Raw genomic sequence first — 24,140 nt, 5'->3', positions numbered from 1 at the left:
CCCGAGTCGTATCCCTGCGTCTGAACACAGAGGACCAGGAGACCCAGTTACTCCCGCTTGCGCGGGCTCTAATATCGGCCGGAGTCGCTGGTGTGGCTGGAGGGCGAGTCATTCCCGCTCGCGCAGGCTCTGCAACCCGGTGTGGCCACCGGAGTGGCAGCGGCACGGGTCACTCCCGCTCGCGCGGGCTCTACGCGTCCACCAGGACGATGCAGCGGTCCACGTACGCGTCACTCCCGCTCGCGCGGGCTCTACCCTTCTTGACCTGGGCACTCTGGGGCACTTTGTCAGTCGCTTGCTCGCGACCGGCTAGGGAAATATGTCACATCAGAGGGTGAGCCCGTACGAGATGTACGGGTAGAGCGTGGATTTTAGCGGGCGCGAGGCTGGTTGCTCCGCTTTTGCGTGATCATGTTGTCGTGGGTTCGGGGAGGCGGCAGCGTGTGGGGATGGGAGCTGTTGAGGACGCGCGGTACGACGGTGTTGACCGTCGTCCCTGCGGGAAGTTCGATCGTGCGACGCTGAGGGTGTATTCGCTGCTGTTCCACTTGATCGATGTGGGTGCGGTGGCCGCGGTGCTGTGGGACCGGTTCCTGACCCCGAGCCAACGTAAGGTCATCAGCGCCGGGCTCAACGTCTCGCAGGAGCAAGCGCGTTCGCTGGTGTCTTTCCTGGCTGCCATGCATGACATCGGCAAGCTGATTCCGAGTTGGCAGTCCTCTGTGCCCTTGGTACGCATACGGCTGGGGGAGGATCTGCTGGCGGACATGGGCCTGGTGGTGCACGTGCCGCACGCGCGCGCGTCGATGCATGCGGGGCTGCATCTGCTGGGCGAGCTGGGATTCGCCGTCGGCGGTAACGACAGTCCCGCTGTCCGTGCTGCTCAGTCTTTGGGTGGGCACCACGGCCGGTTCCTGCAACTCGACGTGGACGGGGCAGCATCCGTCCACCGGGTGCAGGCCACCCTGGGCGGGCCTGTGTGGCAGGACCTGCGCCGCCGCTACACCCGGCTGCTGTGGCACCTGTTCGGTGTCGACGAGGCTCCGGATCGGATGTCGGTCGAGGCTGCGGTGCTGATCACGGGTCTGACGATGGTTGCCGACCGTGTCGCGAGCCAGCGCCGGTACTGGGTGCCCAACGCGGACACTCCGTCCTTCGGGGCTGCCGAGCACCACAGTCACGCCCGCAGGCAGGCCGAGGAGGAGGTCGAGCGGCTCGGCCTTACCCGCTTCGCTTTGGACCGGGTCCCGTTCACCACCGCCCACCCGGGACTTGAGGAACCCAACGCTCTTCAGGCCTCCGTGATGGAGGAGTTGCCGCGGCTGGTCGCCGAGCGGGGGAGTGGCATCGCGGTGGTCACCGATGCCATGGGGGCGGGAAAGAGCGTGACCGCCCTGGAGATGGCGCGGATCTTCAACGAGCACTGTGGCACTCAGGGGGTGATGTGGCTGCTCCCGGCCACGGCCGCCGCCGACCAGGCCTACGAGGTCCTGGACCGGTACGTGCGCGCCCACCGGCCCGAGTACGCCCCCGTGATGCTGGTGCACCACCACAGCGACCTCAACGAGGCCTACACCGGCCGAAGCCTGTCCCCGGCGGACATGTCCGTTCTGGACGGACCACCCGACAACCCGTTCACCGACGGCCCGGACGACCTTGCGGCCGGCGACGGGACGGAGTCCGGCCCGGGCACCGCCGGCCCGGACCGATGGCTGCGCGGAGGGGACAACGCGCTCCTGGCCCAGTACACCGTCTCCACCACCGACCAGGCACAGATGGCTGTCCTCCCCGTCCGCTACAGTGCGCTGCGCATGCTGGCCCTGTCGGGCAAGACAGTCGTGGTCGACGAAGCCCACGCGCTGGACCCGTTCAGCCAGCTCCAGTTGCTGCGCCTGCTGCACTGGCTGGGAGCCCTGAACTGCCCGGTTGTCCTGCTGTCGGCGACGATGCCTGCGTCCACCGCCACCGAGCTGGTACGGGCCTACCTGGCCGGAGCCGGCCAAACTGGTCTCCACGGCGCCTCGTTCGCCCCCCGCTACCCCGGATGGCTGTTCGCGGACGCGGCAACCGCCACCGCCCACCGCATGTCCGAACCGGCCCACGGCCGGCAAAGGGCCGCCCAGCGCAGGACCGCTCACCTCCGCATCCGCCCGGTCACTTACCGGCGCCTCGAACAGGCCGGCCGCACCGTCGACCCCGGGGAGCGCCTGGCCGTGATCGCCGACACACTCCAGCCGGTGGCCCGCCACGGCGGATGCGCGGCTGTGGTGTGCGCGACCGTCGCCGACGCGCAGGACACCTACCAGTACCTGCGCCGCACATGGACCGGCCCACCGCACGACCTGGTCCTCGTCCACGCCCGGCTCCGGGGGCGGCGACGGCAGAGCACACTGCGAGACCTCCGGACCCGGCTGGGGCCCACCGGCCCGCGCCCGGCACGCCTCGTCTTCGTCACCACCAGCCTCCTCGACATGAGCCTGGACCTTGATGTCGACCTGATGGTCAGCGATCTCACTTCTCTGGCCCGCCTGCTGCAGCGCCTGGGGCGCCTGGGCCGCTTCACCCGTCTGTGGGCCGGGCAGGATCGCCGCCCCGCCTGGTGGGACCGTGACAACAGCCCGACGCTGACGGTGCTGAACCCGGTCAACTCCCGCGGCGTGACCGCTCTGCCGCCCGGGTGGGGCACGGTCGAGCCCGCCGTCACCCTCCACGAAACCGCCCGGCTCCTCCCCACCCTGGAGAAAGAACCCCTTGTCGTACCCGACGATGTCCAGGCCCTCGTCGAACAGGTCCACGGCGTCACCTCCGGTTTCGCGGCGGAAACGACGCGTCTGCAGCAGATGGCAGCCACCCACCAGACCCGCACCAGTCGTCAGCAGCAGCTCAGCGCGATCCACCTGGCGCCCCCGGCGATACGGGTCTCTTCCCTGGCCGACCTGCACCGTCAGCACCTCACCACCGCCCAGGCGGCCACCCGGCCCGGCATCCTGCCCCGCCGCCTGCTGCCCTGCTACCGCGGCCCCGACGGCACCCTGACCCTCGACGCAGCCGGCCTTCTCCCGCTCCCGGACCAGGAACACCTCAGCCAGCGCCACCTGCGCAGCATCCTGGAACACACACTCCCCGTCCCGGCCGCCTGGGTCACCCGCGCTTCCGACCGGCATCAGCCGCCCGAAAGCTGGAAGAAGCATCCTCTTCTCGCCGACACCGTGCTGCTGCCCACTGATTCTTCAACACGGGAGAGTGAACAGCGTTTCGGTCATCACTGGCTCCGCATGGACGAAGAACTCGGCCTCCTGCACCGCAAAGACCATCAATGATCACTGCACGTAATGCTCAGGGCTGAAAGCATCACGCCACCCTTCGATAGTCGGACTTTCTCACCGGTCGTGAAGCGCTGTGGCGACATGATTCGCTGTGCCGCACACCACCGAACGCCCGGTCGCACATCGCACACCGATCTGCCCCACAAGGGCGCTGCTATGCCCCCTGCACAGCACCGGCCGCGCTCGTCCCGGCCGCCGCGTTGCCCCGCCGCAGCAAACCAGCCGAGAACATGCCCTGGTCCCGGCGGCCCGCACCCCGCCTCCTCACGTTCCTCCCTCTTTCCGGAAGACACCCCCTTGCCCTCGTTATCCCCGCCCGCCACGTTCAGCGCAGCGGACAGTCCCTGGATCGACGTCCGCTCCGGTCACCAGTACGACCAAGTGGGCCTGCGGAGCCTGTTCCTGGACGCCCACCGCATCGACGATCTCGCCCTGCCCCACCCGCCGGCAGCCTCAGCCCTGCTGCGGGTCGCGGCCGTCTTCACCGCCCGGATCACCGGCCTGGACGACCCCGAACTCACAGCCTCCCAGTGGAACGCCCTGCGCCGCCGCTGCCTGGTCCGGGGCCGTTTCGATCCGGACGCCGTCCACGCCTACTTCGACCAGCACGGCTGGGACGTCTTCGACCCGGTCCGGCCCTGGCTGCAGGACCCCTCGCTGCGCACCCAGTGCCCCCACAGCACCGGCATCAACGTCTTCGTGCCCGGGCGCCCCGCCGGCAACAACCTGGCCTGGTTCAGTCCGCACAGCCATCACACCGCCGAACCCGTTCCCACCGCCGAGGCCCTGCAGATCCTGCTCATCCACCACTACTACGGGCGTTCCGGCAAAGGCACCCCCCGCACCCTGGACGGTGCCACCAGCATGAAGCAGACCAGCGGGCCCCTGCGCTCCAGCGTCTCCTTCCACCCCCTGGGCCGCACCCTGCACGAAACGCTCCTCACCGGTGTCCCCGCCTTCACCGGCGACGAGCAGCCACCCGGCGCTGACGCCTGCCCGTGGGAAGAACCCGCACCGCCCGACCCGCAGGCCCCGCCCCGCCCGCCGACCTGGCCCGGCCGACAACTGACCGGACAGAACCGGCACGCGATCCTCCTCGTGCCTGGCCAGGGCGGCACCACCGTCACCGACGCCTACATCACTTGGGCCACCCAGCAGCCCAAGCAGATCACCACCGACCCCTACCTCGCCTACCGCTTCACCCCCGAACGCAAGAACGTCGCCCGGCGCCGCACCATCCACCGTGCCGACGCGTCCCGCGCATGGTGGCGCGACCTGGAGACACTGCTCCTGGCTCCGGATGAACACGGCACGCACCGCCGGCCGGCCATCTTCGACACCCTCAACGACCTTCCCGAACCCGTGCGGCGCAGCCTGCGGATCCGCGTCCACGGATTCGACCAGGACGGCAAGGCCATCGACCGGCAGTGGTACACCGCCCTCACCCCGCCCCTGCTGAACTGGACCCAGGAACACGACCCGGTCAAAGCCCAGCGCATCGCCGAGTGCTGCCGGGAGGCCGAACACGCCGCACACCGGCTGGCGACCGTCGCCAAACAGGCCTGGGACACCGTCGCCCGCAGCCGCACCACGCAGCCCCCCTGGGCGGGCAAGGCTCTGACCCGGTACTGGCCGAGGGCCGAGACGGTGTTCTGGCGGCTTCTGGACGAGCCCGGCACCGGGGCACCCACCGCCTTTGCGGCCGCAGCTGCGGCCGCCCTGCGCGAGGTCACCGAAGCCGCCCGGATCCGTCACCCCTCCGCGGGCCGCGCCGTGGCCCATGCCGTCAGGGACCTCTACCGCCAGCCCTCAGCACCCCGGAAGGCTGCCTGATGCCCACCGCAGCCGAACACCGCGCCTCCTGCGACGCGTTCGTCGCCCACGTCCACCTCCTGTGCGCCGAACCTGGCGCCCGCGTCCGCCTCAGTAGAGGGAGGGGCCGGCCCGTCGAGGAATGCGCCCCCATGGACCGCTACCTGGCCCGGCGCACCGCATGCCGCGCCGGACGCCGCGCCTACTACACCGTCGCGAGCCTCATCGCGACAGCCGGGCCCCAGGCCCACACCCCGGGCGTGCGCCCTGACCCGGACGACGACGCCGGCCTCATGACCCTGGGAGACGATCCCGGAGTCCGCCTCGTCGCCCCCGTCGAACCGGCCCCCGCACCATCGCCGCCGGATCCGGCGGCCTGGTTCGCCAGGCCGAACTTCGGCGCCACCCTCGCCACCGCCGTACACCGAGCCGGCCACGGAGCGGAGCGCACCGAGGATCTCCTGAGCGTCCTGACCCGCCTCAGCGACGACCAGTTGCACCGCCGCCTGCCCGCACCTGTCACACAGCTACTGAAGGACGGCATCACCCCCGACTGGGGTGTCCTCCTCCACGACCTGGTGCAACGCCCCCACCAGCGTGACCAGGTCGGATTGCGCTGGCGCGACGCCTTCTACCTCGCCACCCCCGAACCCCGGCGCTCCTGACACCCCCGCCCCAACCGGCCCCACCCCTCCATGTCGGCGCTCCCCACCGGGACACCACCCCGGTGCAGGCCGCCCGGCGGCCCATGCCCCGGAACCGTCCGGTACCCCTCGGGCCTCGCCCGACCGCCCAGGCCGCCCGACCGCCCGGACCGGCCGGCGGCACACAGACCGATCCCGGCCCTTCACACGGCCCACGGCACCCCGTACCCCGCGGCCCATCCGCGCCATGCCCGCCGCCCCAGTGAAAGAAGCACACCCATGCACACCCCGGCACGATTTCTCGACCTGCACATCCTCCACCCTGTGACCGCTGCGAACCTCAACCGCGACGCGGACGGCGATCCCAAGACCATCTCCTTCGGGAACGCGATCCGGGCCCTCGTCTCCTCCCAGGCATGGAAGCGCCCCATCCGCCTCAACGTCGAACAGGACCTGGGCGAGCACGCTGCCCGCACCCGCGAGGTGCCGCCCCTCGTCACCCGGAAACTGCAGGAAGCCCAGTGGCCCGAGGACCTCGCCGTGTTCGCCTCGGCACAGATCGTCCACTCGGCCAAGAAGGGCGGCCTGAAGCACAACGACAAGGAGGGCTACCGCACCCAGGCCATGCTCTTCCTCCCCACGGACGTCATCGACGACCTCGTCGCCCTGTGCGAAAAACACCGCACCGAACTCGAAGAAGCACTCGCCGCCCACACCCCCAAAACGAAGATCGACGCGGTCCTGCCCGCCAAAGACCTCGCCGCGCACCTGACCCGCCGCACCGCGAGCATCAACCTGTTCGGGCGGATGCTCGCCGAACTGTCCGCCGGCCACGTCGAAGCAGCCGTACAGATGGCCCCCGCCTTCTCCGTGCACCAAAGCGACCCGCAGCCCGACTTCTTCACCGCGGTGGAAGACCTGCCTCAGGACGCAGACCCTGGCAGCGCCCATCTCCAGACCGCGTTCCTGACCACCAGCGTCTTCTACCGTTTCGCGACCATCAACATCACCGACCTCCACCACAACCTCGGATCCGGCGCCCCCGCCGACACGGTCAACGACCTCGTCGAGCTCTTCGTCCAGCACTTCATCCTGAGCATGCCGGGCGGCAAAAAAACGTCCACCGCACCGCACACCGTCCCCGACCTCGTCCACTACGCCGTCCGCGACCGCCGCTCCGTCTCCTACGGCGCCGCCTTCGAACAGCCAGTCAAAGCCGCCCCTCAAGGCGGCTACACCGCCCCCGCCCGCCAGACGCTCACCGACTACGCCGCCACCATCACCCGCCTGCTCGGCACCCGCCGCCTCGTCGCCCACGGACATACCGGGACCTTCGCCAAGCCCATCAAGGACCTCGGCACCCACCACACGTCCTTCGACGACCTCGCCGCCGCCTGCGCCACCGCCGCGACCGCCGCTCTGACCCCCGCAGGCCGGCCGTGACCGGCCTTGTCCTGCGCCTGGCAGGCCTGCTGCAGTCCTACGGCGAACGCGGCGTCTTCCACTACCGCGACACGTGCGCCTTCCCCACCCGCTCCTCACTCATCGGCATGTTCGCCGCGGCCCAGGGCCGCCCCCGCGAACACGCCCTCGACCTCTACCCCCACCTGCGGGCACCGGGCGACACCACCTCCCCGAGCCACCGCGACCTGACCCTCACCATCCGCGTCGACCAGCCCGGCACCCTGTACCGCGACTTCCACACCGTCGGCGGCGGCCGCCCCAAAGACCAGAGCCTCCTTACCGGTGACGGCACCCGACGCAAGCTCACCGCCTCCACGCTCGTCTCCCACCGCGACTACCTCACCGGCGCCGTCTTCACCGTCGCCGTCGAAGGACCCGACCTCCTCATCAGCCACATCGCCGAAACCCTCGAACGGCCCCGCTTCGGACTGTTCCTCGGCCGCCGCGTCTGCCTGCCCGACGAACCCCTCGTCCTCAACGCGGGCAGCCCCGACCCCGTCGACGAACTCCTCACCCGCACCCCCCTCACCCGTAACCGGCCCCCCGGCTCCACCGACACCCATGTGCCCACCACGTTCGTCTGGGAACACCCGCCCCCCGGCGCCGACCCCGCCACCCCGCCCGACCGGGAAAGCACCAGCGAACCCACCAACCTCACCCGCCATGCCCGACGCCACCTGCCACGCCCCCTGTGGATGAGCACCGAGCACCTGCCCGCCCACCTCTGCGCCGGACCCCGACCGATCGACGCCCTCACCACGTACATGCACGGAGAACCCGCATGACCAGCCTCACCCGCATCACCATCGACCCCCACCACGCAGCGGCCAGAGCCGACCTCGCCGACGTCAACAGCCTCCACAAGACCCTCATGTGCCTGGTCCCCGACCAGGCCGGCCCCACCCCCCGGGCCACAGCCGGCCTGCTTTTCCGCACAGAACCCGGACCCACCCTCCTCGTGCAAACAGCCCACACACCCGACCTCACCACCCTGCCCACCAACTACGGCACAGCCCGCACCATCGACCTCACCCCCCTGCTGAACTTCCTCACCCCCGGGCGCACCATGCGCTACCGCATCACCGCCGCCCCCACCACCGCACGCTCCGCAGGCAATCCCACACCCCACCCCGTCACCGGGAAACGCCGCGGCAAAATCACCCACCTCACCGGCGACGACGCCATCGCCTGGTGGCAACACCGCGCCACAGACGCCGGACTCGAACCCGTCACCATCTCCTCCCTCCCCAGGCCCTTCCCTCGCACCCACCTCGCACGCTCGGCCCCCTACTTCAGGCTGACCCAGTTCGACGGCTTCGCCCGCATCACCGACACCGGCCTCCTCACCCACGCACTGAAGAACGGCATCGGCAGGGCAAAGACCTACGGAGCCGGCCTTCTCTCACTCGCCCCCGCCTGACCCCAACCAGGAAACACATTCGTCATGCCACAAATCCCTGACCAGAACGCCCTGCGCGCTGCCGCCATCCACCGCCTCTACACCCTCGAGCAGTCAGAACGGCTCACCCGCTCCCGGCTCATCGGCGTTGCCGACGCCTTCGGCGTCGCCCCCCGCACCGTCGACCGCTGGCTCGCCAACGCCCGCGCCAACAACGGCACCTACCAACCCCGAAGCCGACCCTGCTTCATCCTCACCCCGCTCATGCTCGACGCGGTTGCCCGCTGGCGCGGCAACGCCACCGCCGCATGGAGGGAACTACGCGCCGACGGCCACCCCGTCCCGTCCCTGCCCACCTTCCACCGCGCCGCGAACAGAGCCCTCACACCCGGAGTACGGGCCGGCCTCCGCGGCGGCGAGAAGGCCCGCCGACGCTATGACGTGTCCGGTGAACGGGACCGCCACCACCGCAACTACGCCTGGGAAACCGACCACGTCGAAGCCAGCGTCAAAGTTCGCATCGACGGCCACATCCGCAAACCATGGATCACCTTCTTCGTCGACTGCGCCACCTCAGCCATCTGCGGCCTCGCCATCAGCCCGCAACGCCCCAGCCGCGAAGGCGTCCTCGTCGCCATCCGCGACGCCGTCCTCATCGACGAACACCACGGGCCGTTCGGCGGCATCCCCACGTACGTGCGCGTCGACGGCGGCAGAGAATTCCTGTGCGCCACAGTCAAGGAAGCACTCGGCGTCCTGGGATCCGAAATCATCGCCCTGCCCCCCTTCAACCCCGACGGCAAAGGCAACGTCGAAGCAGTCAACGGAGCCATCAAAAAGACACTGTTCGCCGGCATGCCCGGCTACACCCACGCACCCACCCTCCTCGGCGGGAAACCCGTCGACCCCGACCAACCACTGCTCCACTTCGAAGCGTTCGTAGGCCGGGTCCTCGAATGGGTTCACCGCTGGAACCACGAGAACACCCCCAGGGGCCTGGGAGGCCAGACTCCCCGCCAAGCGTGGGACGCCGACCCCGCACTCATCGACACCGTCACCGCCGAAGACCTCCACACCTACACCCTCGAACGCCACGGCAAGCCCCTGGTCATCAACAACGGTGGTGTCCGCTGGCAGAAACGCAACTACATCGCCGACTGGATGCACGGCCGCGTCGGCGAAAAGGTAGACCTGCGCTACCTCCCGCACCACGATCACCGCGTCGAGCTCTACGACCCGCAAACCGGCCGCCACCTCGGCGCCGCCGTCATGGCCGGACAAGCGACCCGCGAGCAAACACTCAACCTCAAACGAGCCCGGCGACGCGAAGCCGACCGCCTGCGCACCCAGCTGAAGAAGGCCGAGAAGAACCGCAACACCCGCTACGCGGCCGCAACCCGCCCCTCCCCGCCCGTGCCCCTGGACGTGATGCCCGAGGAAGAGGCCATCGAGCACCTGCGGGCCCTCGACGGCTTCGACCCGGCAGCAGAGGCACTGCCCGACCTCATCCAACTGCCCGAACCCGACGCCGAATGGACCCTTCCCCTCAACCCCAACACCGAGCCCTCACCCCAACCGCCGACCCACACCCAGGACCAGCCGTGAGCACCCCCACCACCTCCCCCCGCCCCAGCCAGCTCCCCCCACCCAGCCAGGACCACTACCTGGGTCTCACCGGAGCCAACGCCATGGCCACCAAAGCCGTAGCCGAAACCGAAGCCCGCATCCTCAAGGCCATCAAGCACAACGCCATGGTCTGCATCCACGGACACGTCGGCCTCGGCAAAACCTTCGCCGTCCACACCGTCCTACGCCGCCGCGCCCCCGAAACCACCGTCCGGCTGCGCTACAACAACGGCGCAAACATGAACGAAATCCGAACCCAGCTCTGGCGCCGCCTCGACCTGCCGGGAGAACCACCGCAGTCCGTCGGTCCCTGCGACCAGCAGATCCAAGACGCACTCGAAGCAGAGCCCCGCGTCCTGCTCATCGATGAAGTACAAGGACTCGGGACGAAGGCACTGGAATACTTCCGCAACCTGTGGGGCGACGACGCCCGCCGAGCGGCCATCATCTTCGTCGGCAGCGGCAACGCCCGGCAGAAGATCCTCAACAACCCGGCCCTGCACTCCCGAATCCTCGACTGGTACCAGTTCAGCCCTCTCACGCCGACCGAAGTCCAGGCCATCATCCCCGCCTACCAGCAGACCTGGGCCGGTACGCAGCCCGAACTGATCCTCTACGCCGATGACATGGCCGGCCACGGATCGTTCCGGAACTGGGCAAGAATTACCCTCCTCCTCCACGACGCACTCGAGGAGAACCCCGACCTCGCCCTCAGCAAGGACCTCATCCGCTGGGTACTCAGTCGCATCGACCCCACCACCCGCCACACCCCGCAGCGCAGCTGACCGCACCGCCCCCGGCAGGAGCGAAACCCGCCTGTGGGTGGCCCAGTACGGACGAGCGGGGAGGCGCCGTTCAGTAGCGCCTGCCGGGCTTGGAGTACCAGGAGCGAGGTCGCCCCGGCCAGCACGGTACACGCAGTGCGTGCGAGTACGACGGTCACTTCCCGGGCCGGGTGGGAGACGGTACGACGACCGTGCGCTGTCTGTACGGCGCGGGACGGAGTTGGGACCATGGACGGCGGGCCGACGGTGGGGGAGTGGTGGCATGGGTTCGGACGAGATCAGGTCCCAGGGCTTCAGTCTGTGGGAGCTGTTCCGTGATGTGACCTATGAGATCGACTACTACCAGCGTGAGTACACCTGGGGCGAGGACGAAGTCCGCACCCTGCTGCGGGACCTGTGCGGATCGTTCAGGAACTGGTTGCCGAACACGGCCTACCTGCGCCGTCCGCACACCGCACCGCAGTACTTCCTCGGCCAACAGAGACCCGGGTAGCATGATCGCAGAACAGCTTCCGAGCGCCGACTGTGCCCCTATTGAGGAGCAAGCCGCAAGCCGGGCAGCACATCCAGGATCGCGACCATTGCGTCAATCCAACGGTCGACCTCGGGAAGTTCGGCCTTCCTCCGTGACCAGGCTTCGTCCGGTGCGTGCGTAAACGGCACGGCGCGGAAGGCCTCCTGAGGGCCGCGGCCGAGACGCGGCAACTCTCCGGCCAGTGTGATAGCGGTGGCTCGCTCCGGCCACTGCAGGCCGCAGTCGGCAGCGATGGCCTGCGCACTCTGGCACTGACCCCAGCTTTCGATAATGCCGCCAGTCCAATTGGTGGTGGCCGCATGATAGGAGACGGGGATGCCCGTCAGCGCCTCGAGACGCCGGTTACGTTCGATCAGCTTGTTCTGGTAGTGCTGGGCGGGAATCGGACCAGGCGTGGCCAGTACGTGCGGTGCCGGTGCAGGAAACTGGGCCCGCATCTCGTGGTGCAACGCCTTGATCGCCAGTAGCTCGGCCCTGACCTGTGCCGGATCCGCGACGCTGAAGGGTGCCATCACCGTGTCCACCATGTTCCGGCCTGCCAGTGAGGCGCGCTGGCGCGCCCGGTGCTCTGCGGCCGCCTGCGAAAGGTGCTGCTGCAACTCGTTGATGACCAAAAGCGCTACTGGAAGCGCAAAGAAGAAGCACACCAGGCTTGAGGCGACGTTTGTGAGGAAGGCGTGGTTATCCCAGAAACCGTGGGCTTCGGCCGCCAGGCCGGCAAGAAAGCCAAGTCCTCCCAGTGGGATGCCGACGAGGGCAGTCCGCTTGACGCTGCGCGGAGTCCGGCGCCATCGCGCCATGAGTCGGGTGAGCACGTGTGAGATGACTCAATGTATCTCCGAGTGGTTCCCAATGACGTGCCTCGCGAACAACTCGACCAGGTGCGTACCAAGAACGGGCCGCTGCTTTTGCTGCGTACATGCTGGACTGTCGGCCCCCACGGCGAAGACAGGAACTTGGCCCGAGGTGGTCGACAAATCGGTGTAGGCGGTCCGGCCTTAACCCTGCGCCTCAGGCGACTCCGAACCTCCGACGGACGGACCCTCGCACCATGGTGATCAGGATCTCGCACAGCTTGCAGCCCGGGCCGACAGCACGGATGCGGCGAGAGATCTGCAGGAGTGCATCCGGTGTCCCCTCTTGAACAGGACTGTCCCCATGGTTCCCCAAGTGGCAGGAGGCTCGCCCTCCGACCATCCTGCGGAAGAAAATGAAACAACAATACGTTGTTTCATTGAGTCATTGGGGTAGAATGGCGGCATGGCGCATGATGTTCACGACGAGGCCCGCCGGCGGTTGTCCGCGCTCGCGGAGGACCCCGCCGCCCACTGGGCGCCGGCGCGCCGTCTGGAGCAGGACGCGGCGTTGCTGGGGCGGCTGTTGAGGGTGGCCGCCGACCATCAGCAAAGCGGTGGACAGGCGGTGGACGTGACCTTGGACGATGTGGGTGCGGCGCTCGGCCTGTTCGAGGGCATGCGCCATCAGCTGGACCGGCTGGAAGCCCAGGTGGTCATCGAGGCCAGGCGCCGCGGCATGGACTGGCGGCAGATCGCCCGGCATCAGGATCTGAACTCCTCCCAGGCCGCCTCGCAGCGCTATCAGCGGCTGATGACCCGCCTCGAAGAGATCCGCCAGGGCGTCAGGTAGGGGGTGCGCAGATGACGGACCAGCCCCAGGAACTGTTCGCCGCCGTCGACTCGCTGCTCGCCGCCGTCGACGGCGGCACCGTGCTGCCCATCCCGGCCGAGCGGGTGCGGCTGCGCGAGGCCGCCGGGCTGACCCAGGCGGCCATCGCCCAGGCTCTCGGCACGCGCGTGCCGAGCATTCAGGCGTGGGAGGCCGGCCGCGCCGAGCCGAAGGGGGAGCGCCTCGAGGCCTACCACAGGCTGCTCGAGGGCCTCGCCCAGCGCCATCCCGCACCCGCCCCGCCTCCCGGCAGCAGGCCCGCGCCACCGGAGCCGCCCTCTGCCCGGTCGATCCCGGCAGCACAGGGCCCTGTGACGGCTCCGCGTACGGCACCCCCGGCCCAGGACGCATCACGCCGGCCGGTGATGCGGCGCCCGGCCCGGCCGAAGACAGCCGCGCCTGCTGCCGATGCACCGTTCCCGAACGGGCCGCTGGCGGTGCTGGACGGTCACGGCATCGCGTACTGCCCGGACGGAGTGCTGCTGGACTGCCCCGCGGCCACGCTCCCGCAGCTGGTCGACTGGGCAGTGAAGGAGTCCGGGCTCGGCGCCGAGCGGCTGCACCGCCACGGCAAGGACTCCGATCCACTGATCGTCCTCACCGATGAGGCCACCGCCCGCCTCGGCCTGCCCCCCGCCCTGGAAGACCGCCGGGGCCTGCGGCTGCCCGAGACCCACCCGGTGGTACGTCAGATCACCGCCGCGAAGTGGCAGTTGACCCGGCGCGGCCTCGGCCCCTGGGCGCGCATCTACCGGCCCGCCCACGACGGCCGACGCCAGTGCGTGCAGCTGGCCGTCCTGCCCTGGGGCGCACTCGACACCCGCACCTGGGGCAGCGCCCACCAACGGCCGGCCCCCGAACTGGCCCAGATCCTCGGGGACTACGCCACGCGCGTGATCACCCCGCGCGGTTCCGCGGCCGTCTGCGGCCTGGAACTGATGACCGCGCTGCGCCCGCCCACCCGCCCCGTCAAGGACCCCGCCACCGGCACCTGGGCCTCGGGCCCAGGCCCCGGCTCGCTCACCGCCGCGGTCGACCCGGCGCCGCCGGAGGCCCCCGACGAGCATCCCGTGGTCGCCGCCCTGTACCCGCGCGGGCACCAGCGCATTCCGGCCGAGGTCCTCGACGAGGAAGCCTGCGAATGGATCCGCGACCCGGAACTCCTCACCGATGCCGAATGCGCCAGGCCGTTCGCGGTCGGCATCGACGTCAATATGGCCTTCGCCGCGGCCGTCAACCGGCTGACCGTCGGCCTCGGCGCACCGGTCCACGTCACGGCTCCGGCCTTCGACAAGTCCCTGCCCGGCAGCTGGCTGGTGGACCTCTCCCACATCGACTTCGATGCGCGCCTGCCCAACCCGTTCACCCCCAACGGCACCCGACCCGAGGGACCCGCCTGGTACGCGACCCCCACCCTCGCCTACGCCACCGAACTCGGCCACACCGTCACACCGCTCGAGGCATACCTGCGGCCCGACAACGGCCCGTACTTGGACCCCTGGTACACCCGCCTGCGCGACGCCTACCTGACCACCATGGAGCAACTCGGCGTCACCTCCCACCTGCCCGAGGCGGACTTCCTCACCGCCATGGACCACCACAAGCCCACCGACCCCGCCCAGGCCGCCGTACTCTCCGCCATCAAGGCCACCGTCAAGGGCGGGATCGGCAAACTGAGGGAGCGCCCACAGGGCGCCGGATACCGGCCCGGCCAGCGCTGGCCCGCCCTGGAACGCCCCACCTGGCGACCCGACATCCGCGCCGCCGTCATCGCCGCAGCCCGCATCAACATGCACCGCAAAATGCTCACACTCGCAAGCGTCGGGCTGTTCCCCATCGCGGTCCTGTCCGACTGCGCCGTCTACCTCTCCAACGGGCCAAGCCCGCTGGACTTCCTGCCACGCACCCCGGATGACAAGCCGCTGCCCGGCGGCTTCCGCCTCGGCGTATCGCCGGGCATGGTCAAGCACGAAGGCACCCAGCCCTTGATGTGGGCCGTGCAGATGCTGGACGAGGGCCACAACCCAGCCCGGCACATCAAAGGCACCGACGCCGCCGCGGGCGGAGAATAGGCGGGCCGCGATGGGCATCTTCGGCGACAGCCTCGACAAAGCCACCACCAGCACCTTCACCCGGCACCCGCCCAAGTCCCCCCAGGCCCAGATGCGGTTCCTCGTCAAAAGCGCCAAGGGCACCCGGGCCGCAGCCCAAGCGCTGGGCATCTCCCAGCGCACCGTCGAGCGCTACCTGAAAGGCCAGATCAAGCAGCCACGCCCGGACCTCGCCGCACGCCTCGCGGACGAGGTACGCCGGCGCTGGCAGCCCCGGGTGCGTGAACGGGCCAAGAAACAGGCCGCGACCACCGGCGGCATCGTCATCGAAACGCGCGCCCGGTTCGGCTTCACCGCCGCCCCCGGCACCACCGACGACGCCCGCATCCGCCTGATCACCCAGCAGCTGCCGCCCGCCTACGCCGCCCGCCTCTTCGACGCCCACGCCGCCGGCGCCACCGACCAACAGCTCCAAGAGATCGCTGCCGAAGGCCTGCAGGAGATCTACTTCAAAGACCGCGGACGGCGCGCCCCCGGCCTGCAGGTGGCCTTCACCGACATCGACTACGTCGAACTCGACTTCTAACCCACATCGCTGTCGTACCGCCCGGGTTGCTCGCCCGCGCGACCTGCGCAGTTAGAGACGGGACCTCCTCTCCGGAACGGGGACGGACGGACAACGGACACCTCGACAACTGCATCGGCCTTCGCAAGTCCTGCCTCTCTCCTGTCCCCGCAGGCCGGGGGCCTGCCCTCCCGCCGAAGAGCACCGAGGACGCTGAATGCCATCGGGCTATGGCCGACGCGCAGCGTGCCCGGCACGCCGTGCCGGGCGGGCTGCTGCTGCTCAGTCATTCCCGGTGCTCAGGCAGGTGCCAGGAAATCTCGTCGTTGTCCCGGTGGTGCCAGGCGGCCAGGAGGCGTGTGCGGACCAGCCGGTCGAGAAGGTCCTCCGTCTGCTGGGGTGACTGTCCGCACAGGCGGGCGAGGACGTCCAGGTCGGTGCGGCCCGCACCGGCCCGGGTGTGAGCGGCCAGCACGAGCGTGGTCAGCTGCGCGGCCGGTGGCAGGGCGGGCGGGACGGTCAACGGGGCGGGGTGCAGCGCCCATTGGGCGGCGCGGAGCCGTGCGGTGCGCCCGGGGGCCTGGCCGAGCACGGCGGCATCGAGCAGCTGCGCCTCCAGGCGGGAGTGCTTGCCGGTCGGGCAGTGCAGCCAGCCGGCGTGCTCCAGCTCCTGCCACAGTTCCGTGCGGCCGTGCAGCCGCATGCCGCGCAGGAAGCCCCCCGGCAGCCGGACGCGCCCCTGGCGGTCGGCGCGCAGGGCGCACTGCAGGGCCAGCAGCCGGGCGGTGGGGGAGGAGAACCGGGGCAGTGCGGCGGCGAGATAGGTGAGCATCTCCCGCACCCGTTGCTGCTCGCCCGGCCCGTACGGCGGCGTACTGCGCGCGGGCCGTGTTTTGCCGGAGGCGGACTGGGTGCGGCCGGCGTTCAGCAGTGTGGGGGGCACGATGGCGGTGTGGCTCATGGCGGCCGCGCATGCGGCGCAGGCATCGGCCAGCCGCCACGCGCGGCCGCCGCGGTCGCAGGTCAGCGCGAGGAGTACCGGACCTGAGCAGCCGCGGTGGCGGGGGTGCCAGTGGCAGCCCCGTGCCCGGCACTGACAGGTGCGCAGGTGCCGGGGCAGTGCGTCGGCGCGGGCGTGGCGTGCCAGATGGGTCAGGGCGGCCGACCGTGCGGAGGCGGCCTGCAGTGGGTGGTTGTGCGTGGGGCAGTGCGGGCAGGCCAGAGTCGGTCCGCCCGGCTGCGGGCGCAGTTGCACCGTCCAGATGCGTCGCATCGCGGCATGCGTACCGGAAAGCCGCATCGGCTCGTCGCCCTCCCGTCTGAGTCTGTGCCGCCGGGGCGGGGGGTTCTCCCGGCAGGCGCAAGCGGGAGTCGGCCGCACCGTAGTGCAGATCTCTGCACTCGCGCAGCGGCCGCGGCGGCAGGGCCCACCTGCGCAGATAGTGCAGAAGTCTGCACTGACAGGGCAGGGTCCTGCACCGTCGGATGGTGGAGTGACGATCTTGCCGCCCGACCCCGACCTCACCGCGCTGCGCGTGACGCTGGCGCAGCTGAGGAACGAGCGCGGATGGACCTTCGACGAACTCGCCCGCCGCAGCGGCCTGGCCCGGCGCACCCTCATCGACCTCGAGCACGGCCGCACCACCGGCAGCGTCACCACCTGGCACGCCCTCGCCCACGCCTTCGACATCCCCATCGAGCACCTGCTCGGCACCCTCTGCAACGACCACGCCCCGCCCGGGCTCAACGGCTCCTGACCCCCGGCCGCACCCAGCCCTGAGCCACACACGAATCACCCGAACCGGCGAGCAGCCGCAGAACGCATGTCCGCCCAGGCGCGCGGGAGTTCGATACCGCTGGGCCGTTCGGGGGACACCACCCCCGCCCACCCCGTCACCGCGGCGTGGCGCCTGGCACGGTCCCGCCATGCGCCCCAACACCGCCTCCACCGGCAGCCCCCGCACCCGCCAGCCGCGCCGCCCGCTGCGGGTGGCCGCCACCAGCCCCAGCCGGCTGCTGCGCACCGGCCAGAGCGGCCGCTGCCGCGGGTGCGGCCACCGCATCGACTGGCACCCGCGCGCCGACCAGCGGCCCATCGCCCTGCACCCGGCGGAACTGGCCACCGCCCACGTGCCCGCCTCCTGCCGCTGGCACCTGAGCAGCGGCATTGCCCTCCCGCACGGCGACGGCAGCGCCTGGTGCCGCATCCCGCACGCCGTGCTCTGCCCCCACCGCACCCCCACCGCCCCGGCCGGCCCGCACATCCAGGCGCTACGCCGCCAACTCGCCGTCCGCACCCGCCGCCTGATCGACACCGGCGCCTTCACCCCAACCCCGGCCGCTGCCTGCGGATCGCCCGCCGGCACGACAGGCCGTCCCACCCGGCCCGTCGTGCAACTGCTGCTGGGCCGCTACCTCGCCGAGACCCCCATCGAAGACATCCGGTGTGTGGCCCAGACCCGCCAGCGCCACCGCTGCCCGCAGCCCGTCCTTGCCCCCCACACCCCCCAAGGCGCCTGGACCCTGCTGCCCACCAGCCCCCAACGCGGGCAACTCGCCCTGCCCGCCGCTCTGATGGCCGTCTACGACCTCAGCCGCCTGCCGTACACCGAGCAGCTGCGCTGGCGCACCCAACGCTGCCCCGCCCACGCCGCAACCCCGGGCGCCGCCGACCTCGCCCTGGCCGGATGGCAGATCTTCGACCCCCTCCAGCACACGGAACACATCCACACCCGCCTGCCGCACCCCACGCCCGGCCGCCCCGGGAAGGCGTGACGATGCCGCACCACGCCCTGGACATCACCCTGACCAGACCCCTCACCCTCGCCGAACTCCAGCAGGCCGCCCGCACGATGCCGCTTGCAGCCAACCACGACGCCACCCATCTCATGACCGTGGTGCCGGCCAAGACCCCGGGCAAGGCCCTCAACCGGCTACGTCACCGGATGGGCGGACGGTTGCCCATCGACGTGATCACCACGCACTACCCCGACTCCAGCGGGCAGATCCTGCTCAACGTCGCCTTCCCGCCCGTCACACAAACGGTTCTCCGGGCCGCGGCCGACCGCGCGGGACAGCCGCCCCGCCGCTTCGTGCAGCTCGCCCTCCACCGAGCCCTGGCGCGACACGCCAGCGACGAGGCCAACCGCCTCGACCAGGAAGTCCAGCATTTGCTCGCCCACACCCCCGCCTCCCACTTTCTGGCAGCCGTCGGGTGTGCCCTCGCCCACACCCCCGGAGTCGCGCCATGCTGAACCCCACCGACGAACAGCAGGCCGCGGCCGACGCCTTTCACGCCGGCCACCACCTGGCCCTCCAGGCCGGAGCAGGCACCGGCAAGACCACCACCCTGGCCCAGCTCGCCCACGCCACTCAACGCCGCGGCCGCTACCTCGCCTACAACCGGGCCATCGCCCAGGATGCGCGCTCCCGATTCCCGTCCACAGTCCAGTGCAAGACCGCCCATGCCCTGGCCTACGCCGCCGTCGGCCACCGCTACACCCGCCGCCTGAACGCGCCCCGCCGCCCGGCCTGGCAGACCGGACACGCCCTCGGCATCACCAAAGCCATCCGCATCGGCGAACGCGACCTGTCACAAAAAACGCTCTCCAACGCCGTGCTGCGCGCCGTGGCCCGCTTCTGCCACACCGCCGACCCCGAGATCACCCGCCACCACGTCCCCCACCTGCGCGGCCTCGAAGACCGTACCCTGCACGCTCAACTCGCCGCCCACGTCGTCCCGTTCGCCCGCAAGGCCTGGGGCGACCTCCAGCACCCGGACGACGGCGTCGTGCGCTTCGACCACGACCACTACCTGAAAATCTGGGCCCTCACCCAGCCGAAGATCGACACCGACTTCCTCCTGCTGGACGAGGCCCAGGACACCAACCCCGTCGTCGAACAGATCTTCCTCAACCAGCGTGACCACGCCCAGCTGGTGATGGTCGGCGACTCAGCCCAGGCCATCTACCAGTGGCGCGGCGCCAAAGACGTCATGACCGGCTTCGACGGAACCCAGCTCGTCCTGTCCCAGTCCTTCCGCTTCGGCCCCCAGCTCGCTGACGAGGCCAACCGATGGCTGGCCATCGCCGACGCCCCCATCCGCCTCACCGGTACCGAGACCGTGCCCACCGAACTCGGCCCCCTCACCCAGCCTGACGCCGTACTGTGCCGCACCAACGTCGGCGCCATGATCCAGGTCATGGACCTGCTGGCTGCCGGACACCGGGTAGCACTTGCCGGGGGAGGAGACAGCCTGCGGGCCCTGGCCCTAGCTGCCCGCGACCTCAAGGAAGGCCGCCGCACCACCCATCCCGAACTGGTCCTGTTCCCCTCCTGGGGCGAACTGCAGGACTACGCCACCCATGACACGGCCGGGCGCGACCTTCAGCCGCTGGTTGACCTCGTCGACACTCACGGCATCGACGCCATCCTGACCGCCGTCGCCCAACTCGTCCCCGAGAACAGGGCCGAGGTGACCGTCTCCACCGCCCACAAGGCCAAAGGCCGCGAATGGGCCTGCGTGAAAATCGCAGACGACTTCACCCCGCCCAAAGACAGCGAAACACCAGACGACACGGGTCGTGCTCTGCCTGGTCCCATTGACGATGCCGAGGCACGCCTCGCCTACGTTGCCGTCACGCGTACTCGCCAACGTCTGGACATCGGTGGCCTGTCCTGGATCCGTGATCACCCCGATGGGAATCCTCTCCGCGCCCCGATGCACGACATGCGATGACGCACGTGGCATGAGATCAGCGGGGCGCAGCAAACCATGGACGGCCCGCTTCCTCACAGGGGGTTGGACTTCCGCGAGGGAATTCGCAGGCGACGCTGCTCCTTCTCTCGCCGCTCGCAGAACTCCTCGTAGGCCAGCTCCTCGAAATCCGGATCGACTCCTTGTTCCATCATCTCGACCCCCACCTCGCTGTAGTGGCGAGGTTCCGGGAGCACGCTTTCGCGGATCATGTCGAGCCAGGCTGCTCTGTGGGAGGGAACTGGCAGACGGTCGCCTCTCACGGCCGCTTCGAGGCCAGCGATGGCATCACCGAGGTAGGTCTCCACGACTTCCCTCCGGCTGGCGTAACCGTAGATCAAGGACCACTGGAGGGTGCGGTCGAAGTTGGTCTTCAGCCGAGTTCGGAGCGCCGCGCTGTGGAGGAATGCGACCTCATCCTCGATCGGCTCCAGGAGTTCGCGGACGCGCGCGTTCTCGTCGTCCAGGATTGCGCGTCGCGCCTGCTTGAGGGCATCCCGCAGCGAGCAGGCGCGTTCGCTGTCGCGATCCGAGCGCTCCTTGGCAGCGTCAAGCTTCATCTTGTGTGATCAGCGCAGAGCATGTCGACGACGCTCTGGACTGGTCCGTCAAGGCCCTTGAGAACCGAAGCCCCAAGGCCCTCATCGCCACAGCGTCGCTGGCCCGATGCATCCGTCTTATCGGCCAGCAAACAGCCGCAAGCCCGTCTGCACCCTTTGCCGTGCCTGCCCGCGAACTCGCAGGTCACCACGCTGCCCCTGCTCTGGTCGGCGGGCGACATTCCCTCTACGCCCCCGAGTCCACGCCCCACAGCAGGAAGAACAGAGAAGTGGGTGGGTGGGACAGGCCCCGGGCGGAGGGCGAGGGGATCGGGTGCCGCTGGTGTTCCTCGCGCGCGACGGCGGGCCGCGCGCGATGCGGGAGAGGGGGCACGGTTCCGGAAATGCGTGGTGACGGCCAGGTGATCCCGTTTAGCGTGATCTGGCTGGCGATCGTCAGCAGCACGTGGTGAACACACTGGAGTACTGATGGCTCTGCCCGCACGGCTCACCGCCGCCCTGGGACGACACCCCGACGACCTCACCGAGGACGATCTGCAGCGTGCGGTCGAGAGCCAGATCCCCGAGAGTGTCGACCTGGACTGGAAGAAGGACTTCTACAAGGGCAGCGACGCGGGCAAGAAGGAACTTGCCAAGGACGTGTCAGCCATGGCCAACACCGCCGGCGGCATGGTCGTCATCGGCGTTGACGATGGCAAGCAGGACCATGCCCACGACTTGGCCCCCTTCGACCCGGTCCAAGGCCACGGTGAGGAATGGATCCGCTCGGTGCTCGCAAACTGGGTCCAGCCCGTCGTACCCAACGTGGGCGTGCGACCGGTGAAGTCCGCGACCAAGGCGGGCAAGATCTATTGGGTGCTCACCGTGCCCCCGAGCACCCAGGCCCCGCACGCGGTCGCGGCTCCGGGCAATGACTACAACTTCCGCGTCCACGTCCGGCACGGCACCACGACCCGAACCCTCGCCGAATCCGAGATCGCGCAGCGCTACCGTGACCGCTTCCAGGCCGCCTCCGACGACGTCGACCGCCTGCACCAGGTCGCCGAGGCGGGCTTCGGCTACCTGTCGGCCTATCTCACCAGCACCGAGCATGGCGGCAGCCCCAGGGCGACCTACTCCCCGGGCTGGGTCAGCCTGGCCGCAGTTCCGGCCGTCCGAGGCACCTACCCTCTGACCACTCACGCGGACCGGAACGCGGCGTTCGGCCGTTTCTACAAGATCGCCTGTGGAGGAGTGACCACCAATGCGTTGCCGGAACGCCCTGTTCTGGTCGGACGCCGCCAAGTTCGCTTCGAGGGCGCTGTAACCGGTCAACTCCACCAGGATGGAAGCTTCTACGGCGCCCGGTACATCAGCCTCCAGAGTGATCAGTACAACTCCGACGGCCCCAAGCGGCTGTATCACCGCGGACTCGAACTTGATCTCGTGGCACAGGTACAAGCTGCGGCAGCCTGGGCGGCGGAGACCGGGGCAGCCGGTGACCTGGTGCTTTCCGCTGCGCTCCACCGCTTTGACGGCAGTGACGGGCCTGTGCGCCTGGTCGCGTCAGAGGAAGCCTTCCCAGACGGCCCCGCCGCGCCTCTCCCCGAAACCCCCGCGCAGACCACGGCGGACCTTTCCGCCATCGTCACCGACAGGCGAGAGGCCGTGGTCACGGCCTACACCCTCGTCGCTGACCTACTGGCCGACATGGGAGCGCACCAGCCACACGTCCTGACTTCCGAAGGGGACATCCTGATCAACCGACTCAACGCCGACCACCGCCGGGAGCTCACTGGTTGGGACGCGTAGAAGCGATAGCCACCACCGGCGGCACGAGATCCCGGAGCGGGGTCTGTGCGGTCACTGGACAGACCCCGCTCCGTGAAAGCGCGAGGGTAGGCGCATGGGCTCTACCGAAGCGGTGTGACGAGGAACGTAGCGCGCCCGGGCCGACGCCTGAGGCAGAGTTCAGGGTGGGCAAGTCATGATGCGACAGACCGTTGACTTCGATGGCTACCCGTCCGAGGGTGTGCGAGGCCTGGGTCGGGCGCCGGTCGGCGACTGAGGCGTAGAACTGCGCGGCGTACGTGACTTGCTGCTCCGCCCTTCAATCCCGCACCGTTACGCGCCCAGGTAGGGCCCCAGCGTTGCTGCAGTGGCTGCGCAAGACAGGTAGTTCTTGGCGTGATGGAACCCGTATGTCGCGTGGATGGAGTCGGTGAGGTCCAGGGCGATGCCGGTGAAGGCGCGGGCGAGGAGTGGGGGAATGGCTACCGGGTCCCCGGGGTCTGCGATGTTGACCCAGCGGGCCACACTGTCCGGACGGGCGCCGAGTGGTGTTGAGGGGCCGGTGGGGCGGGGGGTGAGGCGGTCAAAAACGCCGTGAGGCAGGGCGAGTGGGGAACCCAGTGTGAGCAACAGTTCAACGTGTAGCTCTGGGTGTGCATGGAGGGCTTCGTAGGTGACAATTGTGCCCAAGGAGTGGGCAATGACGACTCGGGGACGATGCTGGGCTATCCGTGCAGCTACTTCTTCGCGGGCGGCCAAGCGCGCCTGATCGTCGTCAGCACGGAGGTACAGAGCCACTTCACGGAAGAACAGCCGAATGAACAGCTGTGTCAGCCGGCCGTCGAGGCTGAACTTCTCCGCCACCCACGAGGCGGCATACCGCACGGGCAGCGTCAGTGCGCCTTGGGTAACGGGCGTGGGGGCGCCGAGTTCTTTCAGCCACGCCGCCATCAACTCCTTGGCCAGTGGGTCGCTCAGTTCCTCTGCGTCGGCTGCTCCCTGGACAGTGGGACCGGTGTTGAGTAGCGCGGCATAGTATGCGAAGTCGAGGTCGAAGCTGTTCGTAGGCAATTGCAGCCCGCTGGCGAGGTGTTGAGCCCACAGGGTGTTTTGAGTCGCGCGTACTTGATCAGCTGTGGAACGGCCATCGTGATAGCCCAC

At 69.6% G+C, this 24,140-nt stretch carries 21 protein-coding genes; 17 read left to right on the top strand and 4 right to left on the bottom strand.

The annotated features are described in order from the left end of the window. Positions 1 to 449: 449 nt before the first annotated feature. The 9 genes from AQJ91_RS38745 (at position 450) to AQJ91_RS38705 (ending at position 11,549) form a co-directional block, all read left to right on the top strand. The gene (locus AQJ91_RS38745) at positions 450 to 3,320 is read left to right on the top strand and encodes a CRISPR-associated endonuclease Cas3'' (RefSeq protein ID WP_067031614.1); all 2,871 of its coding nucleotides are present in this window, start codon (positions 450 to 452) and stop codon (positions 3,318 to 3,320) included. 303 nt (positions 3,321 to 3,623) lie between these two features. After that, the gene (gene casA, locus AQJ91_RS38740; protein ID WP_159054753.1) at positions 3,624 to 5,159 is read left to right on the top strand and encodes a type I-E CRISPR-associated protein Cse1/CasA; all 1,536 of its coding nucleotides are present in this window, start codon (positions 3,624 to 3,626) and stop codon (positions 5,157 to 5,159) included. Next, entirely contained in the window at positions 5,159 to 5,803 is a 645-nt protein-coding gene (gene casB / locus AQJ91_RS38735; RefSeq protein WP_079085544.1) for a type I-E CRISPR-associated protein Cse2/CasB, read from the top strand. Before casA ends, casB begins: the two co-directional genes overlap by 1 nt. Before the next feature lie 258 nt (positions 5,804 to 6,061). Continuing rightward, the gene (cas7e, locus tag AQJ91_RS38730) at positions 6,062 to 7,225 is read left to right on the top strand and encodes a type I-E CRISPR-associated protein Cas7/Cse4/CasC (RefSeq protein ID WP_067031608.1); all 1,164 of its coding nucleotides are present in this window, start codon (positions 6,062 to 6,064) and stop codon (positions 7,223 to 7,225) included. Further along, complete coding sequence (cas5e, locus tag AQJ91_RS38725; RefSeq protein WP_067031606.1) at positions 7,222 to 8,031, top strand: type I-E CRISPR-associated protein Cas5/CasD; 810 nt, start codon at positions 7,222 to 7,224, stop codon at positions 8,029 to 8,031. Before cas7e ends, cas5e begins: the two co-directional genes overlap by 4 nt. Then, positions 8,028 to 8,666, top strand: coding sequence for a type I-E CRISPR-associated protein Cas6/Cse3/CasE (gene cas6e, locus AQJ91_RS38720; RefSeq protein ID WP_067031603.1), 639 nt, complete (start codon positions 8,028 to 8,030; stop codon positions 8,664 to 8,666). The genes cas5e and cas6e overlap by 4 nt, the downstream gene beginning before the upstream one ends. Positions 8,667 to 8,690: 24 nt before the next feature. Beyond that, entirely contained in the window at positions 8,691 to 10,250 is a 1,560-nt protein-coding gene (locus AQJ91_RS38715) for a Mu transposase C-terminal domain-containing protein (RefSeq protein ID WP_067031600.1), read from the top strand. Further along, on the top strand, positions 10,247 to 11,056 hold the full coding sequence (locus AQJ91_RS38710; RefSeq protein ID WP_067031597.1) for an AAA family ATPase: 810 nt from the start codon (positions 10,247 to 10,249) through the stop codon (positions 11,054 to 11,056). The genes AQJ91_RS38715 and AQJ91_RS38710 overlap by 4 nt, the downstream gene beginning before the upstream one ends. Positions 11,057 to 11,318: 262 nt before the next feature. Further along, positions 11,319 to 11,549, top strand: coding sequence for a DUF262 domain-containing protein (locus AQJ91_RS38705; protein WP_067031594.1), 231 nt, complete (start codon positions 11,319 to 11,321; stop codon positions 11,547 to 11,549). Between the two features lie 38 nt (positions 11,550 to 11,587). On the opposite strand, the gene AQJ91_RS38700 is transcribed toward AQJ91_RS38705, so the two are convergent. After that, on the bottom strand, positions 11,588 to 12,406 hold the full coding sequence (locus AQJ91_RS38700) for a hypothetical protein (protein WP_067031592.1): 819 nt from the start codon (positions 12,404 to 12,406) through the stop codon (positions 11,588 to 11,590). 445 nt (positions 12,407 to 12,851) lie between these two features. Between AQJ91_RS38700 and AQJ91_RS38695 the strand changes: the two genes are divergently transcribed. Genes AQJ91_RS38695 through tpg form a run of 3 tightly spaced genes read left to right on the top strand, consistent with a single transcriptional unit; the run spans position 12,852 to position 15,914 of the window. Further along, positions 12,852 to 13,238, top strand: a complete 387-nt coding sequence (locus tag AQJ91_RS38695) for a hypothetical protein (RefSeq protein WP_067031589.1) — start codon at positions 12,852 to 12,854, stop codon at positions 13,236 to 13,238. Between the two features lie 11 nt (positions 13,239 to 13,249). After that, positions 13,250 to 15,349 carry a telomere-associated protein Tap gene (gene tap / locus AQJ91_RS38690; protein ID WP_067031586.1) on the top strand — a complete coding sequence of 700 codons (2,100 nt, stop codon included), beginning with the start codon at positions 13,250 to 13,252 and terminating at the stop codon, positions 15,347 to 15,349. A 10-nt stretch (positions 15,350 to 15,359) separates the two neighbouring features. Beyond that, positions 15,360 to 15,914, top strand: a complete 555-nt coding sequence (gene tpg / locus AQJ91_RS38685) for a telomere-protecting terminal protein Tpg (RefSeq protein WP_067031583.1) — start codon at positions 15,360 to 15,362, stop codon at positions 15,912 to 15,914. A 265-nt stretch (positions 15,915 to 16,179) separates the two neighbouring features. On the opposite strand, the gene AQJ91_RS38680 is transcribed toward tpg, so the two are convergent. Continuing rightward, the gene (locus tag AQJ91_RS38680; RefSeq protein WP_067031580.1) at positions 16,180 to 17,193 is read right to left on the bottom strand and encodes a hypothetical protein; all 1,014 of its coding nucleotides are present in this window, start codon (positions 17,191 to 17,193) and stop codon (positions 16,180 to 16,182) included. A gap of 193 nt (positions 17,194 to 17,386) precedes the next feature. Here AQJ91_RS38680 and AQJ91_RS38675 point away from each other — a divergent pair, with 193 nt between their 5' ends. From AQJ91_RS38675 to AQJ91_RS38660, 4 genes are all read left to right on the top strand, one after another. Continuing rightward, a complete protein-coding gene (locus AQJ91_RS38675) occupies positions 17,387 to 17,650 on the top strand; it encodes a helix-turn-helix transcriptional regulator (RefSeq protein WP_067031577.1) in 264 nt (87 codons plus the stop codon). A gap of 169 nt (positions 17,651 to 17,819) precedes the next feature. Beyond that, positions 17,820 to 18,668, top strand: a complete 849-nt coding sequence (locus tag AQJ91_RS57930; RefSeq protein ID WP_067031574.1) for a DUF6083 domain-containing protein — start codon at positions 17,820 to 17,822, stop codon at positions 18,666 to 18,668. Beyond that, positions 18,665 to 19,147 carry a hypothetical protein gene (locus AQJ91_RS38665; protein WP_067031571.1) on the top strand — a complete coding sequence of 161 codons (483 nt, stop codon included), beginning with the start codon at positions 18,665 to 18,667 and terminating at the stop codon, positions 19,145 to 19,147. The genes AQJ91_RS57930 and AQJ91_RS38665 overlap by 4 nt, the downstream gene beginning before the upstream one ends. After that, a complete protein-coding gene (locus AQJ91_RS38660; RefSeq protein ID WP_067031687.1) occupies positions 19,144 to 20,631 on the top strand; it encodes a UvrD-helicase domain-containing protein in 1,488 nt (495 codons plus the stop codon). The genes AQJ91_RS38665 and AQJ91_RS38660 overlap by 4 nt, the downstream gene beginning before the upstream one ends. Positions 20,632 to 20,684: 53 nt before the next feature. Here the strand turns inward: AQJ91_RS38660 and AQJ91_RS38655 are convergent, their stop codons facing one another. Then, on the bottom strand, positions 20,685 to 21,209 hold the full coding sequence (locus tag AQJ91_RS38655) for a hypothetical protein (protein WP_067031568.1): 525 nt from the start codon (positions 21,207 to 21,209) through the stop codon (positions 20,685 to 20,687). A gap of 468 nt (positions 21,210 to 21,677) precedes the next feature. Between AQJ91_RS38655 and AQJ91_RS54825 the strand changes: the two genes are divergently transcribed. Beyond that, positions 21,678 to 23,000: an AlbA family DNA-binding domain-containing protein gene (locus tag AQJ91_RS54825; RefSeq protein ID WP_199848139.1), complete on the top strand. Its 1,323-nt coding sequence runs from the start codon at positions 21,678 to 21,680 to the stop codon at positions 22,998 to 23,000. A 312-nt stretch (positions 23,001 to 23,312) separates the two neighbouring features. Here AQJ91_RS54825 and AQJ91_RS38640 read toward each other — a convergent pair whose 3' ends face one another. Continuing rightward, positions 23,313 to 24,140 carry a DDHD family phospholipase gene (locus AQJ91_RS38640; protein WP_159054752.1) on the bottom strand — a complete coding sequence of 276 codons (828 nt, stop codon included), beginning with the start codon at positions 24,138 to 24,140 and terminating at the stop codon, positions 23,313 to 23,315.

It is taken from the genome of Streptomyces dysideae (assembly GCF_001514305.1).
GTDB lineage: Bacteria > Actinomycetota > Actinomycetes > Streptomycetales > Streptomycetaceae > Streptomyces > Streptomyces dysideae.
This window is presented reverse-complemented; position numbering and strand designations above follow the sequence as displayed.

Coding starts and splice junctions, on each gene's coding strand:
- cas6e (WP_067031603.1), top strand. CDS start 8,028: ATGACCAGCCTCACCCGCATCACCATCGACCCCCACCACGCAGCGGCC.
- AQJ91_RS38745 (WP_067031614.1), top strand. CDS start 450: ATGGGAGCTGTTGAGGACGCGCGGTACGACGGTGTTGACCGTCGTCCC.
- AQJ91_RS57930 (WP_067031574.1), top strand. CDS start 17,820: ATGCGCCCCAACACCGCCTCCACCGGCAGCCCCCGCACCCGCCAGCCG.
- casB (WP_079085544.1), top strand. CDS start 5,159: ATGCCCACCGCAGCCGAACACCGCGCCTCCTGCGACGCGTTCGTCGCC.
- tpg (WP_067031583.1), top strand. CDS start 15,360: ATGGGCATCTTCGGCGACAGCCTCGACAAAGCCACCACCAGCACCTTC.
- tap (WP_067031586.1), top strand. CDS start 13,250: ATGACGGACCAGCCCCAGGAACTGTTCGCCGCCGTCGACTCGCTGCTC.
- AQJ91_RS38655 (WP_067031568.1), bottom strand. CDS start 21,209: ATGAAGCTTGACGCTGCCAAGGAGCGCTCGGATCGCGACAGCGAACGC.
- AQJ91_RS54825 (WP_199848139.1), top strand. CDS start 21,678: ATGGCTCTGCCCGCACGGCTCACCGCCGCCCTGGGACGACACCCCGAC.
- cas7e (WP_067031608.1), top strand. CDS start 6,062: ATGCACACCCCGGCACGATTTCTCGACCTGCACATCCTCCACCCTGTG.
- AQJ91_RS38680 (WP_067031580.1), bottom strand. CDS start 17,193: ATGCGGCTTTCCGGTACGCATGCCGCGATGCGACGCATCTGGACGGTG.
- AQJ91_RS38695 (WP_067031589.1), top strand. CDS start 12,852: ATGGCGCATGATGTTCACGACGAGGCCCGCCGGCGGTTGTCCGCGCTC.
- AQJ91_RS38715 (WP_067031600.1), top strand. CDS start 8,691: ATGCCACAAATCCCTGACCAGAACGCCCTGCGCGCTGCCGCCATCCAC.
- AQJ91_RS38705 (WP_067031594.1), top strand. CDS start 11,319: ATGGGTTCGGACGAGATCAGGTCCCAGGGCTTCAGTCTGTGGGAGCTG.